The 15,814-nt window shown below is 59.2% G+C and carries 16 protein-coding genes; 15 read left to right on the top strand and 1 reads right to left on the bottom strand.

The window, feature by feature from the left end; all coding sequences use genetic code 11:
• Nucleotides 1-34 precede the first annotated feature (34 nt).
• On the bottom strand, nucleotides 35-817 hold the full coding sequence (gene map / locus CAF90_RS06535) for a type I methionyl aminopeptidase (protein ID WP_039769663.1): 783 nt from the start codon (nucleotides 815-817) through the stop codon (nucleotides 35-37).
• A gap of 374 nt (nucleotides 818-1,191) precedes the next feature.
• Here map and rpsB point away from each other — a divergent pair, with 374 nt between their 5' ends.
• From rpsB to rnhB, 15 genes are all read left to right on the top strand, one after another.
• Entirely contained in the window at nucleotides 1,192-1,929 is a 738-nt protein-coding gene (rpsB, locus tag CAF90_RS06540; RefSeq protein WP_008052780.1) for a 30S ribosomal protein S2, read from the top strand.
• Nucleotides 1,930-2,119: 190 nt separating this feature from the next.
• Complete coding sequence (gene tsf / locus CAF90_RS06545; protein ID WP_011332682.1) at nucleotides 2,120-2,983, top strand: translation elongation factor Ts; 864 nt, start codon at nucleotides 2,120-2,122, stop codon at nucleotides 2,981-2,983.
• 211 nt (nucleotides 2,984-3,194) lie between these two features.
• Nucleotides 3,195-3,938 carry a UMP kinase gene (gene pyrH / locus CAF90_RS06550; protein ID WP_003222124.1) on the top strand — a complete coding sequence of 248 codons (744 nt, stop codon included), beginning with the start codon at nucleotides 3,195-3,197 and terminating at the stop codon, nucleotides 3,936-3,938.
• Nucleotides 3,935-4,492: a ribosome recycling factor gene (gene frr / locus CAF90_RS06555; RefSeq protein ID WP_007954771.1), complete on the top strand. Its 558-nt coding sequence runs from the start codon at nucleotides 3,935-3,937 to the stop codon at nucleotides 4,490-4,492. Before pyrH ends, frr begins: the two co-directional genes overlap by 4 nt.
• A gap of 14 nt (nucleotides 4,493-4,506) precedes the next feature.
• On the top strand, nucleotides 4,507-5,262 hold the full coding sequence (gene uppS / locus CAF90_RS06560) for a polyprenyl diphosphate synthase (RefSeq protein ID WP_007954779.1): 756 nt from the start codon (nucleotides 4,507-4,509) through the stop codon (nucleotides 5,260-5,262).
• Complete coding sequence (locus tag CAF90_RS06565; protein WP_085605213.1) at nucleotides 5,262-6,068, top strand: phosphatidate cytidylyltransferase; 807 nt, start codon at nucleotides 5,262-5,264, stop codon at nucleotides 6,066-6,068. Before uppS ends, CAF90_RS06565 begins: the two co-directional genes overlap by 1 nt.
• A complete protein-coding gene (gene ispC, locus CAF90_RS06570) occupies nucleotides 6,065-7,255 on the top strand; it encodes a 1-deoxy-D-xylulose-5-phosphate reductoisomerase (RefSeq protein ID WP_085605215.1) in 1,191 nt (396 codons plus the stop codon). Before CAF90_RS06565 ends, ispC begins: the two co-directional genes overlap by 4 nt.
• A 53-nt stretch (nucleotides 7,256-7,308) precedes the next feature.
• Nucleotides 7,309-8,661 carry a sigma E protease regulator RseP gene (gene rseP, locus CAF90_RS06575; RefSeq protein ID WP_085605217.1) on the top strand — a complete coding sequence of 451 codons (1,353 nt, stop codon included), beginning with the start codon at nucleotides 7,309-7,311 and terminating at the stop codon, nucleotides 8,659-8,661.
• 74 nt (nucleotides 8,662-8,735) lie between these two features.
• Nucleotides 8,736-11,111: an outer membrane protein assembly factor BamA gene (gene bamA, locus CAF90_RS06580; protein WP_007954787.1), complete on the top strand. Its 2,376-nt coding sequence runs from the start codon at nucleotides 8,736-8,738 to the stop codon at nucleotides 11,109-11,111.
• Between the two features lie 45 nt (nucleotides 11,112-11,156).
• Nucleotides 11,157-11,660: an OmpH family outer membrane protein gene (locus tag CAF90_RS06585; RefSeq protein ID WP_003222140.1), complete on the top strand. Its 504-nt coding sequence runs from the start codon at nucleotides 11,157-11,159 to the stop codon at nucleotides 11,658-11,660.
• 3 nt (nucleotides 11,661-11,663) lie between these two features.
• Entirely contained in the window at nucleotides 11,664-12,719 is a 1,056-nt protein-coding gene (gene lpxD / locus CAF90_RS06590) for a UDP-3-O-(3-hydroxymyristoyl)glucosamine N-acyltransferase (RefSeq protein ID WP_085605219.1), read from the top strand.
• A gap of 106 nt (nucleotides 12,720-12,825) precedes the next feature.
• The gene (gene fabZ / locus CAF90_RS06595; protein WP_003222142.1) at nucleotides 12,826-13,266 is read left to right on the top strand and encodes a 3-hydroxyacyl-ACP dehydratase FabZ; all 441 of its coding nucleotides are present in this window, start codon (nucleotides 12,826-12,828) and stop codon (nucleotides 13,264-13,266) included.
• Nucleotides 13,263-14,039: an acyl-ACP--UDP-N-acetylglucosamine O-acyltransferase gene (gene lpxA / locus CAF90_RS06600; RefSeq protein ID WP_007954792.1), complete on the top strand. Its 777-nt coding sequence runs from the start codon at nucleotides 13,263-13,265 to the stop codon at nucleotides 14,037-14,039. Before fabZ ends, lpxA begins: the two co-directional genes overlap by 4 nt.
• A 2-nt stretch (nucleotides 14,040-14,041) precedes the next feature.
• Nucleotides 14,042-15,172: a lipid-A-disaccharide synthase gene (lpxB, locus tag CAF90_RS06605; protein WP_011332691.1), complete on the top strand. Its 1,131-nt coding sequence runs from the start codon at nucleotides 14,042-14,044 to the stop codon at nucleotides 15,170-15,172.
• An 11-nt stretch (nucleotides 15,173-15,183) separates the two neighbouring features.
• A complete protein-coding gene (rnhB, locus tag CAF90_RS06610) occupies nucleotides 15,184-15,810 on the top strand; it encodes a ribonuclease HII (RefSeq protein WP_007954798.1) in 627 nt (208 codons plus the stop codon).
• The last annotated feature ends 4 nt before the right edge of the window (nucleotides 15,811-15,814 follow it).

Here is a 15,814-nt window from a genome sequence, read left to right on the forward strand (position 1 = left end):
GCTTTCCTTCTATAGGCTGGGAACGGTGTCTGGATCAGGCCGAGATGCGCGGGATGGTGTCGTCGCTGCGCAGGGTGAAAATCTCGTAGCCGGTGTCTGTGACAAGCAAAGTGTGTTCCCACTGTGCCGACAGCTTGCGATCCTTAGTGATCGCGGTCCAGCCGTCGCCCAGTACTTTGGTGTCGGCCTTGCCCTGGTTGATCATCGGCTCGATGGTGAAGGTCATGCCGGCCTTCAGTTCCATGCCGGTGCCGGCGCGGCCGTAGTGCAGGATCTGCGGCTCTTCGTGGAACACTTTGCCGATGCCGTGACCGCAGAACTCGCGCACCACCGAGAAGCCGTTCTTTTCAGCGTGCTTCTGGATGATTTCGCCGATGTCGCCGAGGCGGCAGCCGGGTTTGACGATTTCGATCGCCTTGTACATGCATTCCTGGGTGACCTGCGACAGGCGCTCGGCCCAGACCGGCACGGTACCGACGTGGAACATGCGGCTGGTGTCGCCGTGGTAACCGTCCTTGATCACGGTGACGTCGATGTTCAGGGTGTCGCCGTTTTTCAGCGGCTTGTCGTTCGGGATACCGTGGCAGACCACGTGGTTGATCGAGGTGCAGATCGACTTCGGGTAGCCCTTGTAGTTGAGCGGGGCAGGGATGGCCTGCTGCACGTTGACGATATAGTCGTGGCAGATCTGGTTCAGCTCATCGGTGGTCACGCCCGGCTTGACGTGCTCGGCAATCATTTCCAGCACATCGGCGGCCAGTTTGCCGGCGACACGCATGCCAGCGATGTCCTCGGGGGTTTTGAGGGTGACGGTCATACAGGCTCTCTCTGCGCTCGGCGGCGCTTGCTGATACGAACAGGGGCGCGGCTGTTGATATGGCGGCCCCGAAAAACGCGATTCTAACAGACCAAAGGCGCAAATCCGCGCCTGCGTGCATCGCTTCTCTCTATACAATGCGGTGCATTGTCCCGATTCCAAGGGGCTGGCGCGCATGTCCCTGACGCGATTGCAGATTCCGGGTTCCGTTTGCGTCGTCCCTGTGGTATAAAATGCGCCGCTTTCCGGGGATAGCCCCGAGAGCATTAACCCACACACGTGTCGACACGATGGCCTGGGTGCCGTTGATCCTCGGATCAATGGTTGGTCATTGGGATACGTGGAGGCCCAACCCGACTTATCAAGGAACTATCATGTCCCAAGTCAACATGCGCGATATGCTGAAGGCCGGTGTGCACTTCGGTCACCAAACCCGTTACTGGAATCCGAAAATGGGTAAATACATTTTCGGCGCGCGTAACAAGATTCACATCATCAACCTTGAAAAAACCCTGCCAATGTTCAACGAAGCTCTGACTTTCGTAGAGCGTCTGGCCCAGGGCAAAAACAAGATTCTGTTCGTCGGCACCAAGCGTTCCGCTGGCAAGATCGTTGCTGAAGAAGCAGCACGTTGCGGTTCGCCGTACGTCGATCACCGCTGGTTGGGCGGCATGCTGACCAACTTCAAGACCATTCGTGCTTCCATCAAGCGTCTGCGTGACCTTGAAGTACAAGCCGAAGACGGTACTTTCGCCAAGCTGACCAAGAAAGAAGCGCTGATGCGCACTCGCGATCTTGAGAAGCTGGATCGCTCCCTGGGCGGCATCAAGGACATGGGCGGTCTGCCAGACGCACTGTTCGTGATCGACGTTGACCACGAGCGCATCGCGATCACCGAAGCCAACAAGCTGGGCATCCCGGTCATCGGCGTTGTCGATACCAACAGCAGCCCGGAAGGCGTTGACTACATCATCCCAGGCAACGATGACGCAATCCGCGCTATCCAGCTGTACATGGGTTCGATGGCTGACGCAGTCATCCGCGGTCGCAACAACGTTGCTGGCGGTACTGTAGAATTCGCAGCTGAAGAAACTCAGGCTGCAGCTGAGTAATTGACGCCCTGGCGTTGACTCAGTAAGCAAAAAGGGGGCTTGGCCCCCTTTTTGCCACCTCGAAAACCATTTGTCGGCAGCGCAGCTACAGCATCTGTAACGTGCAGCGGCTACAAGGTGGCTCGGGAAGAATTGAACGCCCGTTCGATCGGGTGGAATGGTTGAAAACCTATCCAAGAGGAATTTGAAAATGGCAGCAATTACTGCAGCGTTGGTCAAAGAACTGCGCGAGCGTACCGGCGAAGGCATGATGGATTGCAAGAAAGCCCTGGAAAAGGCTGGCGGCGACATCGAAAAAGCCATTGATGACATGCGTGCTTCGGGCGCGATCAAGGCTGCCAAGAAAGCTGGCAACGTTGCCGCTGAAGGCGCTATCGCCATCAAGGACGACGGCAAGGCTGCCGTTCTGATCGAAGTCAACTCGCAGACCGACTTCCTGGCTCTGCAGGACGACTTCAAAAACTTCGTTGCTGCCAGCGTTGACAAAGCATTCGCTGACAAGCTGACCGACGCAGCTCCGCTGATCGCTGCTCAAGAAGCCGCTCGCGAAGCACTGGTTGCCAAAGTAGGCGAGAACGTCAACATCCGTCGCCTGGTGCGCGTAGAAGGCGACGTAGTCGGCACCTACCTGCACGGCAACAAAATCGGTGTTGCTGTTGTCCTGAAAGGCGGCGACGTCGAGCTGGCCAAAGACATCGCAATGCACGTTGCTGCAAGCAACCCTGAGTTCCTGCTGCCTTCGCAAGTCTCCGATGAAGCGATCGAGCGTGAAAAAGCTGTGTTCCTGCAGCTGAACGAAGAAAAAATCAAAGGCAAGCCAGAAAACATTGTTGAGAACATGGTCAAAGGCCGTATCAGCAAGTTCCTGGCAGAAGCAAGCCTGGTTGAGCAGGCGTTCGTCAAGAACCCTGAAATCAAGGTTGGCGAGCTGGCCAAGAAAGGCGGCGCTGAAATCGTTTCCTTCACCTACTTCAAAGTAGGCGAAGGCATCGAGAAGCCGGTCGACAACTTCGCTGAAGAAGTTGCTGCCCAGCTGGCTGCCGCCAAGCAATAAGACGGTTTTTCAACTGTCGCCCGAAAGAGGCTGCCCGCTCACGCGCGCAGCCTCTTTTCAGATAGGGTTACCAATTTTTAATTGGTTTCCCCTTGGAACTGACTTACAAAGCCATGTTCCGATGGCGCTGAAGCAGCGCCAAGCTAGAGTGAACGCCAGCTGTAAACAGCTCGCAAAGAATTTTTAAAATACGCCGCAGGAGAGATTCGCAATGGCTCAGCAGGGCAGTGGTTATCAGGCTCGCTATAAACGCATTCTACTCAAGCTTAGCGGCGAGGCCCTGATGGGCTCGGAAGAGTTCGGGATCGATCCGAAGGTGCTGGATCGCATGGCGCTGGAAGTCGGCCAGCTGGTCGGCATCGGCGTCCAGGTCGGTCTGGTGATCGGTGGTGGCAACCTGTTCCGCGGTGAAGCGCTGAGCAAGGCCGGTATGGATCGGGTCACGGGCGACCACATGGGCATGCTGGCCACTGTGATGAACGCCCTGGCCATGCGCGACGCGCTGGAACGTGCCAATATCTCGGCCATCGTGATGTCGGCCATCTCCATGGTCGGTGTGACCGATCACTATGACCGTCGCAAGGCCATGCGCCACCTGAACTCCAAGGACGTGGTGATCTTCGCGGCCGGTACCGGCAATCCGTTCTTTACCACGGATTCGGCAGCCTGCCTGCGCGCCATTGAAATCGACGCTGATGTCGTGCTCAAGGCGACCAAGGTCGATGGCGTCTACACCGCTGACCCGTTCAAAGACCCGCATGCCGAGAAGTTCGATCATCTGACATACGATGAAGTACTGGATCGCAAGCTGGGTGTAATGGATCTGACGGCTATCTGCCTGTGCCGCGATCACAAGATGCCGCTGCGCGTATTTAACATGAACAAGCCCGGTGCCCTGCTGAACATTGTGCACGGCGGCGCAGAAGGGACTTTGATCGAGGAAGGCCAACAATGATCAACGAAATCAAGAAAGACGCCCAAGCGCGTATGCAGAAATCCCTGGAGTCTCTGAACCACGCGTTCGGCCAGATTCGTACTGGCAAGGCTCACCCGAGCATCCTCGGCAGTGTCATGGTGCCTTACTACGGCACCGACACCCCGCTGAGCGGCGTTGCCAACGTCACCGTGAAAGACTCGCGCACCCTGCAGGTCGTGGCGTTCGAGCGCAACATGCTCGCTGCCGTCGACAAGGCAATCCAGAGCGCTGGTCTGAACCTCAACCCGACCAACCTGGGTGAGTTGCTGTTGATCCCTATGCCGGCCCTCACCGAGGAAACGCGTAAAGGCTTCACCAAGCAGGCGCGTAGCGCTGCTGAAGACGCGCGTGTTGCCGTGCGCAATATTCGTCGTGATGCCTTGGGCGAGCTCAAGAAACTGGTCAAGGACAAGGAAATCAGCGAAGACGAAGAGCGTCGTGCCATCGCTGATATCGATAAGCTGACCAAAGAATCCGAGGCCCAGATCACCAAGGCCACGGACGAGAAAGAAAAAGACCTGATGGCCGTATAAGGGTCGAGTTTTAAATGGACAAGACCAAGCAGACTGCGCCGTCCGCGGTGCCGCGCCATGTCGCGATCATCATGGATGGCAATAATCGCTGGGCGAAAAAACGCTTCATGCCGGGTGTCGCCGGGCATAAAGCGGGCGTGGATGCTGTACGGGCGGTGATTGAGGTGTGTGCCGAGGCCAAGGTCGAGGTGCTCACCCTGTTCGCTTTTTCCAGTGAAAACTGGCAGCGCCCGGCCGATGAGGTCAGCGCCTTGATGGATCTGTTCTTCAAGGCGTTGCGTCGCGAGGCCAAGCGCCTGAACGACAACAACATCAGTCTGCGCATCATCGGTGACCGTACGCGGTTCCATCCGGAGCTTCAGGCAGCCATGCGTGAGGCCGAAGCGATGACCGCCGGTGCCAACCGTTTCATCCTGCAGATCGCCGCCAACTACGGTGGTCAGTGGGACATTGCGCAAGCGGCGCAGCGTCTGGCGCGCGAGGTTCAGGCCGGTCATCTGCGGCCGGAAGACATCACGCCGGATCTGCTGCAGACCTGTCTGGTCACCGGTGATCTGCCGTTGCCCGACTTGTGCATCCGCACCGGTGGCGAGCACCGCATCAGCAATTTCCTTTTGTGGCAGCTGGCTTACGCCGAGTTGTACTTCTCCGACCTGTTCTGGCCGGACTTCAAACACGAAGCCATGCGCAATGCGCTGGCCGATTTCGCTTTGCGCCAGCGTCGCTTCGGTAAAACGAGTGAGCAGGTTGAAGCTGGAGCCCGGGTTTAATGCTTAAACAACGCATCATCACTGCACTGATTCTGCTGCCGATCGCCCTGGGCGGTTTTTTCCTGCTCGAAGGCTCAGGTTTTGCCCTGTTCATCGGGCTGGTCGTGAGTCTGGGGGGCTGGGAATGGGCGCGTCTGGCTGGCTTCACCGCGCAGGCATTTCGTGTCGGCTACGCGGCAGTGGTCGCGCTGATGCTGTTCGTCATGTACATCCTGCCGGGGCTGGCGCCTTGGGTGCTGGGCGCTTCGGTGATCTGGTGGGCACTGGCGACGTGGCTGGTGTTGACGTACCCGCGTTCCAGCGAGCGTTGGTCCAGTGCCGCCAGCAAGCTGGTGATCGGTTTGCTGATTCTGTTGCCCGCCTGGCAAGGGCTGGTGCAGATCAAGCAATACCCGCTCGGCAACTGGCTGATCATGGCCGTGATGGTGCTGGTCTGGGGTGCTGATATCGGGGCGTATTTCTCCGGCCGCGCGTTCGGCAAGCGCAAGCTGGCGCCGCAAGTCAGTCCCGGCAAAAGCTGGGAAGGCGTGTATGGCGGTCTGGCGCTGAGTCTGGTCATCACCACCCTGGTCGCGCTGTTCCGTGACTGGACGGTGGCGCAACTTTTCAAAGGATTGATCGGCGCTGCGGTGATTGTCTTCATCTCGGTGGTGGGCGATCTGACCGAAAGCATGTTCAAGCGTCAGTCCGGCATCAAGGACAGCAGTAATCTGCTGCCCGGCCACGGTGGCGTGCTGGATCGCATCGACAGCCTGACGGCGGCGATTCCGGTCTTTGCGGTGCTGTTGTGGATGGCGGCGTCGTGAGTCGCCCACAACAGATTACCGTCCTGGGGGCGACCGGTTCGATCGGTCTGAGCACCCTGGATGTCATCGCCCGGCATCCGGAGCGTTATCAGGCTTTCGCCCTGAGCGGTTTTACCCGTCTGAGCGAACTGTTTGCCCTGTGTGTTCGCCATCTCCCGAAATTTGCGGTAGTGCCGGAAGCCGGCGCTGCCCGCAATCTGCAGGACGATTTGCGTGCGGCAGGCCTGTCGACGCAGGTGCTGGTTGGCGAGGAAGGCTTGTGTCAGGTCGCTGCTGCGCCCGAGGTGGATGCTGTCATGGCCGCCATCGTCGGCGCCGCCGGTCTGCGTCCGACCCTCGCGGCTGTCGAGGCGGGCAAGAAGATTCTTCTGGCCAACAAGGAAGCGCTGGTCATGTCCGGCGCCTTGTTCATGCAGGCCGTGCGCAAGAGTGGTTCGGTCCTGCTGCCGATCGACAGTGAGCACAACGCGATTTTCCAGTGCATGCCGCAAGACTTTGCTCGCGGGTTGAGCAAGGTTGGGGTCCGCCGGATTTTGCTGACAGCCTCTGGCGGCCCTTTCCGGCAGACGCCGATGGCCGAACTGGCGCATGTTTCACCTGACCAGGCGTGTGCACACCCGAACTGGTCGATGGGCCGCAAGATCTCGGTCGATTCGGCCAGCATGATGAACAAGGGGCTCGAGTTGATCGAGGCCTGCTGGTTGTTCGATGCCAAGCCTTCGCAAGTCGAAGTGGTGATCCATCCACAAAGCGTGATTCATTCGCTGGTCGATTACGTGGACGGCTCGGTGCTGGCGCAGTTGGGCAATCCCGACATGCGTACGCCGATTGCCAATGCTCTGGCCTGGCCTGAGCGCATCGATTCGGGCGTGGCGCCGCTGGATCTGTTCGCTGTTGCGCGCCTGGATTTCGAAGCCCCCGACGAAGAGCGCTTTCCGTGTCTGCGTCTGGCGCGCCAGGCGGCTGAGGCGGGAAATAGCGCCCCGGCCATGCTCAATGCGGCGAATGAAGTGGCGGTTGCCGCGTTTCTCGACGGACGGGTTCGCTACCTGGAAATCGCGAGTATCATCGAGGAAGTCTTGAACCTCGAGCCTGTGGTGGCCCTGGACAATCTCGATGCGGTGTTCACCGCTGACGCGACTGCCCGGACATTGGCCGGACAGTGGTTGAGTCGTCACGGCCGATAGGTCTTGCAACACATGGCTTCACGCGGCACTGGACAGGATTGCGGAGAAAGTAGATGAGCGCGCTCTATATGATTGCCGGCACCCTGATCGCTCTGGGTGTGCTGGTCACCTTTCACGAATTCGGCCATTTCTGGGTCGCGCGTCGCTGTGGCGTCAAGGTTCTGCGTTTCTCCGTGGGCTTCGGCATGCCGCTGCTACGCTGGCATGACAAGCAGGGTACCGAGTTCGTGGTCGCGGCCATTCCGCTGGGTGGTTACGTCAAGATGCTCGATGAGCGCGAAGGCGAAGTACCGGCCGATCAGCGCCATCAGTCATTCAATCGCAAGTCTGTTCGTCAGCGTATCGCCATTGTAGCGGCCGGCCCTGTGGCCAACTTTCTGCTCGCGCTGGTGTTCTTCTGGGTGCTGGCCATGCTCGGCAGCGAGCAGATTCGCCCGGTCATCGGTTCGGTGGAGTCCGGCAGCATCGCCGCAACGGCTGGGCTGAGCGCCGGTCAGGAGATCGTCGCGATCGATGGCGAGCCGACCTCGGGCTGGGCTGCGGTCAACCTGCAACTGGTGCGACGTCTCGGGGAAAGCGGTTCCTTGCAGGTACTGGTGCGCGAGCAGGGCTCTACGGCGGATACGCCTCGTGAACTGGCACTCCATAAATGGCTCAAGGGGGCTGACGAGCCGGATCCGATTCGCTCTCTCGGCATTCGCCCTTGGCGCCCGGCATTGCCGCCGGTGCTGGCCGAACTCGACCCGAAAGGTCCGGCCCAGGCAGCCGGGCTGAAAACCGGCGATCGTCTGCTGACGCTGGATGGCAAGGCGCTGGATGACTGGCAGCAAGTAGTCGACACCGTTCGTACGCGTCCTGATACCAAAATCGTGCTGCGCGTCGAGCGCGACGGTGTTCAAATCGACGTCCCTGTGACACTGGCCGCGCGTGGCGATAAAAAGTCTCCAAGCGGTTACCTGGGGGCGGGTGTGAAGGCTGTCGACTGGCCGCCGGAAATGATCCGCGAGGTCAGTTACGGGCCTTTGGCGGCAATTGGCGAGGGTGCCCGTCGCACCTGGACCATGAGCGTCCTGACGCTGGATTCACTGAAGAAAATGCTCTTCGGCGAGCTCTCGGTAAAAAACTTGAGTGGACCGATAACCATTGCTAAAGTGGCGGGCGCTTCTGCCCAGTCGGGCGTCGCTGATTTCCTGAATTTCCTTGCTTATCTGAGTATTAGCCTGGGGGTTCTGAATTTGCTGCCCATTCCTGTACTGGATGGGGGGCATTTGTTGTTTTATCTGATCGAGTGGGCGCGTGGTCGTCCCTTGTCGGATCGGGTGCAAGGTTGGGGGATACAGATCGGTATCAGTTTGGTGGTCGGGGTGATGTTGCTTGCTCTGGTCAACGATCTGGGTCGTCTGTAACGCTTCGCTGAATTGCGAATCTGCCGCATTTTGCGGCAGTTTGTTTATTGCCAGTTGGAATAAGAAAGGACTTCATGAAACGTCTGCTGCTAACTGCGGTTCTCACCGTATTGATGATCGCCGAAGTTCACGCCGAGTCCTTCACTATCTCTGATATTCGCGTCAATGGCCTCCAGCGGGTCTCCGCGGGTAGCGTCTTTGGTGCCTTGCCGTTGAACGTCGGCGAGCAGGCGGATGATCGTCGCCTGGTGGAATCCACTCGTGCGTTGTTCAAAACCGGTTTCTTTCAAGATATCCAGCTGGGCCGCGAAGGCAACGTTCTGGTGATCACTGTCGTCGAACGTCCCTCGGTCGCGAGCATCGAGATCGAAGGCAACAAGGCGATCTCCACCGAAGACCTGATGAAAGGCCTCAAGCAATCCGGTCTGGCCGAAGGCGAGATCTTCCAGCGCGCGACCCTCGAGGGCGTGCGTAACGAGCTGCAACGTCAATACGTTGCACAAGGTCGTTACTCGGCTACCGTCGATACCGAAGTGGTCTCGCAGCCGCGCAACCGTGTCGGCCTGAAAGTGAAGATCAACGAAGGCACCGTCGCTGCCATTCAGCACATCAACGTGGTTGGCAACACGGTTTTCCCCGAGGAAGACCTGACCGACCTGTTCGAACTGAAAACCACCAACTGGCTGTCGTTCTTCAAGAACGACGACAAGTACGCCCGTGAAAAACTGTCCGGTGACCTGGAGCGTCTGCGTTCCTACTACCTGGACCGCGGCTATATCAACATGGATATCGCTTCGACCCAGGTGTCCATCACCCCGGACAAGAAGCACGTCTACATCACCGTCAACGTCAACGAAGGCGAGAAGTACACCGTTCGTGACGTCAAGCTCAGCGGTGACCTGAAGGTTCCTGAAGATCAGGTCAAGTCCCTGTTGCTGGTGCAGAAAGGCCAGGTGTTCTCGCGCAAGCTGATGACCACCACCTCCGAGCTGATCACCCGTCGTCTGGGTAACGAGGGTTACACCTTCGCCAACGTCAACGGCGTGCCACAACCGCACGACGAAGATCACACCGTCGATATCCTGTTTGCTGTCGATCCGGGCAAGCGTGCCTACGTCAACCGCATCAACTTCCGTGGCAACACCAAGTCCGAGGACGAAGTGCTGCGTCGTGAAATGCGTCAGATGGAAGGTGGCTGGGCTTCGACCTACCTGATCGACCAGTCCAAGACCCGTCTGGAGCGTCTGGGCTTCTTCAAGGAAGTCAACGTCGAGACTCCGGCCGTGCCAGGTGTCGATGACCAGGTTGACGTGAACTACAGCGTTGAAGAGCAGGCTTCCGGTTCGATCACCGCCAGCGTCGGTTTCGCCCAGAGTGCCGGTCTGATCCTCGGTGGTTCGATCACCCAGAACAACTTCCTCGGTACCGGTAACCGCGTCAGCGTCGGCCTGACCCGCAGCGAATACCAGAGCCGCTACAACTTCGGTTACGTTGACCCCTACTGGACCGCCGATGGCGTGAGCCTGGGTTACAACGCCTTCTACCGCACCACCGACTACAAAGACCTCGACGTCGACGTAGCGAGCTATGCGGTAGACAGCCTGGGCGCCGGCGTGAATGTGGGCTACCCGATCAGCGAGACTTCGCGTCTGACCTTCGGCCTGTCCGTTCAACAGGATGAGATCAAGACCGGTACCTACACCGTTGACGAGATTTTCGACTTCGTTAACAAAGAAGGCGACAAGTACCTGAACTTCAAGGCCTCGGCCGGCTGGTCCGAGTCCACCTTGAACAAGGGTGTATTGCCGACCCGTGGTCGCTCCCAGAGCCTGACGCTGGAAACCACCGTTCCAGGCAGCGATCTGTCGTTCTACAAACTTGATTACCGTGGTCAGCTGTTCCAGCCGATCAGCGAAAACTACACCCTGCGCCTGCACACCGAACTGGGTTATGGCGACGGTTACGGTTCGACCGACGGCTTGCCGTTCTATGAAAACTACTATGCTGGTGGTTTCAACTCGGTTCGTGGCTTCAAGGACAGCACCCTGGGCCCGCGCAGTACGCCGAGCCGAGGCACCAACCCGGGCACATTGGCTGACCCGGACCAGGATCCGCTGCCGTTCGGTGGTAACGTCCTGATCCAGGGCGGTGTCGAGGTTCTGTTCCCGCTGCCGTTCGTCAAGGATCAGCGTTCCCTGCGTACTTCGGTATTCTGGGATGTCGGTAACGTATTCGACTCCAAGTGTTCCGATACTACGAACGCCAACGGTACTAAATCGAACACTCAGTGCAACGACATCAGCCTCAGCAACATGGCCAGCTCCGTCGGTGTCGGCGTGACCTGGGTTACCGCACTGGGCCCGCTGAGTTTTGCACTGGCGATGCCGATCAAGAAACCGGATGACGCTGAAACTCAAGTGTTCCAATTCTCCCTCGGCCAGACGTTCTAAGCGTCTGACCCAAGATAACGACAATGGATTTTGTAGGAGTGCATCGTGCGTAAGTTGACTCAATTGGTTCTCCTGGCCTCCGTACTGGTGGCAGGCCCGGCATTTGCCGACATGAAAATCGCCGTTCTGAACTATCAGATGGCTCTGCTGGAATCCGACGCGGCCAAGAAGTACGCCGTGGATGCCGAGAAGAAGTTCGGCCCGCAACTGACCAAACTCAAGACCCTGGAAAGCAGCGCCAAGGGCATTCAGGATCGTCTGATGGCCGGTGGCGACAAGATGCAGCAAGGCGAGCGCGAGCGTCTGGAGCTTGAGTTCAAGCAAAAGGCTCGTGACTTCCAGTTCCAGTCCAAGGAGCTGAACGAAGCCAAGGCTGTTGCCGACCGCGAAATGCTGAAGCAACTGAAGCCGAAACTGGATAGCGCAGTGGAAGAAGTCATCAAGAAAGGTGGTTTTGACCTGGTGTTCGAGCGTGGCGCAGTGATCGATGTCAAACCTCAGTACGACATCACGCGCCAGGTTATCGAGCGCATGAATCAGCTGAAGTAACCCATGACCGTGACCATCAAGCTCGGCCAGTTGGCCGAGTTCCTCGGCGCCACCCTGAGTGGCGACCCCGAGAAGCAAATTACTGGGCTAGCCACCTTGCAGGAGGCTGGCCCAGCTCAGTTGAGCTTTCTGGCAAACCCCCAATACCGTAAATATCTGGCAGGCTCGCAAGCTGCAGCCCTGTTGCTCAAGGCTGCCGACGCGGAAGGTTATGCCGGTGATGCGCTGGTGGTGCCGGATCCTTACCTGGCTTACGCACGCATTTCCCATCTGTTCGATCCGAAGCCCAAGGCAACTGCCGGCGTTCATCCGACGGCGGTGATCGCCGAGGATGCCGTGGTCGATCCGAGTGCCAGTGTTGGTCCCTTCGTGGTGATCGAAGCCGGTGCCCGAATCGGTGCAGGCGTGACACTTGGCGCGCATTGCGTCGTCGGTGAGCGCAGTGAAATTGGCGAGGGCGGCTGGCTGGCCCCGCGGGTCACGCTGTATCACGATGTGCGGATCGGCAAGCGTGTGGTGATCCAGTCCGGGGCCGTGCTCGGCGGTGAAGGCTTCGGCTTTGCCAACGAGAAGGGCATCTGGCAGAAAATTGCCCAGATCGGTGGCGTGACCATCGGCGACGATGTGGAGATTGGCGTGAATACCGCCATCGACCGCGGTGCGTTGGCCGATACCGTGATCGGTAACGGCGTGAAGCTCGACAACCAGATTCAGATCGCCCACAACGTGCAGGTCGGTGACCATACCGCCATGGCAGCGTGCGTGGGGATTTCCGGCAGCACCAAGATTGGCAAGCACTGCATGCTCGCCGGGGGTGTTGGCCTGGTCGGGCACATCGATATTTGCGACAACGTATTCCTGACCGGGATGACCATGGTGACCCACTCGATTACCGAGCCGGGTGCCTATTCTTCCGGCACAGCCATGCAACCTGCGGCCGAATGGCGCAAAAGCGCGGCCCGTATTCGTCAGCTCGATGACATCGCGCGACGTTTGAAACAGCTGGAAAAGCGGTCCGGGGAAGTGACCCCCGACGGTAATGCTTCATCTGAAGGCTGATACCATTTCCATATCAAGTGTGCACAGCCTCTGGACTGCCTCCTTGATTTGCTAGAGGAGTGCGCGTCAGTCGCGCTCCCAATCTTTACATAGGCTTCCCCCCGAAATGATGGACATCAACGAGATTCGCGAATACCTGCCTCACCGTTACCCGTTCCTGCTGGTGGACCGGGTAGTGGAGCTGGATACTGAAGGCAAGCGCATTCGCGCCTACAAGAATGTCAGCATCAACGAACCGTTCTTCAATGGTCACTTCCCTGCGCATCCGATCATGCCGGGCGTGCTGATCATCGAAGCCATGGCTCAGGCTGCCGGGATCCTCGGTTTCAAGATGCTTGACGTGAAACCGGCCGACGGCACGCTTTACTACTTCGTCGGCTCCGACAAGCTGCGCTTCCGCCAGCCGGTGCTGCCGGGTGATCAGTTGATCCTCGAAGCCAAGTTCATCAGCTGCAAGCGTCAGATCTGGAAGTTCGAATGCCAGGCTTCGGTCGATGGCAAACCGGTCTGCTCGGCTGAAATCATCTGTGCGGAACGCAAGCTATGAGTTTGATTGACCCTCGCGCAATCATCGATCCGTCGGCCGTCCTGGCTGATGGCGTCGAGGTCGGCCCGTGGTCGATCATCGGTGCAGGTGTGGAAATCGGCGAGGGTACGGTCATCGGGCCACACGTGATCCTCAAAGGTCCGACCCGTATCGGCAAGCACAACCGCATCTACCAGTTTTCCTCGGTAGGCGAAGATACGCCGGACCTGAAATACAAGGGAGAAGAAACCCGCCTGGTGATCGGTGACCACAACGTCATCCGCGAAGGCGTGACGATTCACCGTGGCACCGTTCAGGATCGTTCCGAAACGACCCTGGGTGATCACAACCTGATCATGGCCTATGCCCACATCGGACATGACAGCGTCATCGGCAACCACTGCATCCTGGTCAACAACACTGCGTTGGCCGGCCATGTGCACGTTGATGACTGGGCGATCCTGTCCGGTTTCACCCTGGTGCATCAGTATTGCCACATTGGCGCCCACAGCTTTTCCGGCATGGGCACGGCGATCGGCAAGGACGTTCCGGCGTTCGTCACCGTATTCGGCAACCCGGCCGAAGCGCGCAGCATGAACTTCGAGGGCATGCGCCGTCGCGGTTTCAGCGAAGACGCCATTCACGCCCTGCGCCGTGCGTACAAAACGGTGTATCGCCAGGGCCTCACCGTCGAACAGGCGCTGGCCGAACTGGCCGAGCCGTCTGCACAGTTCCCGGAAGTCGCGATGTTCCGTGACTCCATCCAGTCGTCGACCCGCGGCATCACCCGCTGACCATGGCCAATCTGCGTATTGCGCTGGTGGCGGGGGAGGCTTCCGGTGACATTCTGGGCGCCGGTCTGATGCGTGCCCTCAAGGCACAGCATCCTGCGGTGGAGTTCATTGGTGTCGGCGGCCCGCTGATGCAGGCCGAAGGCCTGACCTCCTATTTTCCGATGGAGCGTCTGTCGGTCATGGGGCTGGTGGAAGTTCTCGGTCGGTTGCGTGAATTGCTCAAGCGCCGCAAGGACCTGATCGCCACGCTTATCGCTGAAAAGCCGGATGTCTTCATCGGCATCGATGCGCCGGATTTCAACCTCAATATCGAACTCAAGCTGCGTCAGGCCGGGATCAAGACCGTGCACTACGTCAGCCCTTCGGTGTGGGCATGGCGGCAGAAGCGGGTGCTGAAGATCCGCGAAGGCTGCGACCTGATGCTCACGCTGTTGCCGTTCGAAGCCAGATTCTACGAAGAGAAGGGCGTACCGGTGCGGTTCGTCGGCCACACGCTGGCCGACACCATTCCACTGGAGGCCGATCGCGCCGCTGCGCGGGCCGAACTCGGTCTGCCGGACGGCCCGCTGGTGGCTTTGATGCCCGGCAGCCGGGGCGGCGAAGTCAGTCGTCTGGGTGCGCTGTTCCTTGATACCGCCCAACGCCTGCGGGCCATGCGCCCGGGCGTGCGTTTCGTCATACCGTGCGCCAACCCCGAGCGCCGTGCCCAGCTCGAAGAGCTGCTGGCCGGCCGCGACCTGCCGGTGACTCTGCTCGATGGCAAATCCCATCTGGCCCTGGCGGCGTGCAACGCGGTTCTGATCGCGTCGGGTACGGCGACCCTGGAAGCGCTGCTGTACAAGCGTCCGATGGTCGTGGCCTATCGTCTTGCTCCGCTGACGTTCTGGATTCTCAAACGCATGGTCAAGAGCCCGTACGTGTCCCTGCCGAACCTGTTGGCCCAGCGATTGCTGGTCCCGGAATTGTTGCAGGATGATGCCACGGTCGAGGCGCTCGCCCAGACCTTGTCGCCGTTGATCGACGGTGGCGAAGAACAGACCCGCGGTTTCGACGAAATTCATCGCACTCTGCGCCTGGACGCTTCCAATCAGGCGGCTGACGCCGTTCTGAACCTGATCGGGCAAACACGATGAGCAAGACAAGCATGCAGATGGGCCTGGATTTCACCCTGGTCGCCGAAGTCGAAGAACTGGTGGCCGGTGTCGATGAAGTCGGGCGCGGCCCGTTGTGCGGCGCGGTCGTCACCGCAGCGGTGATCCTCGATCCGAACCGGCCGATTCTCGGTCTCAACGACTCGAAGAAACTCACCGAAGCCAAGCGCGAAAAGCTCTACGACGAAATCTGCGAGAAGGCGCTCAGCTGGTGCATCGCCCGCGCCGAAGTCGAAGAAATCGACGAATTGAACATCCTTCACGCCACCATGCTGGCGATGCAGCGCGCCGTCGCTGGCCTGCACATCCAGCCGAAACTGGCGATGATCGACGGCAACCGCTGCCCGAAACTGCCGATGCGTTCCGAAGCGGTGGTCAAGGGCGACAGCAAGGTCCCGGCCATTGCAGCGGCCTCGATTCTGGCCAAGGTCAGCCGCGACCGCGAGATGGCGGCGTTCGAATTGATCTACCCGGGTTACGGCATCGGCGGCCACAAAGGCTACCCGACGCCCGTTCATCTGGAAGCGCTGGTGCGTCTCGGGCCGACGCCGATTCACCGGCGTTCCTTTGCCCCGGTTCGGCAGGCTTATGAAGCGCTGGAAGGTCTCGCGCAGGTTTAGCGGC

The sequence above is a fragment of the Pseudomonas sp. B37(2017) genome (assembly GCF_002112885.1).
In the GTDB taxonomy this organism is placed as follows: Bacteria; Pseudomonadota; Gammaproteobacteria; order Pseudomonadales; family Pseudomonadaceae; genus Aquipseudomonas; species Aquipseudomonas paraglycinae.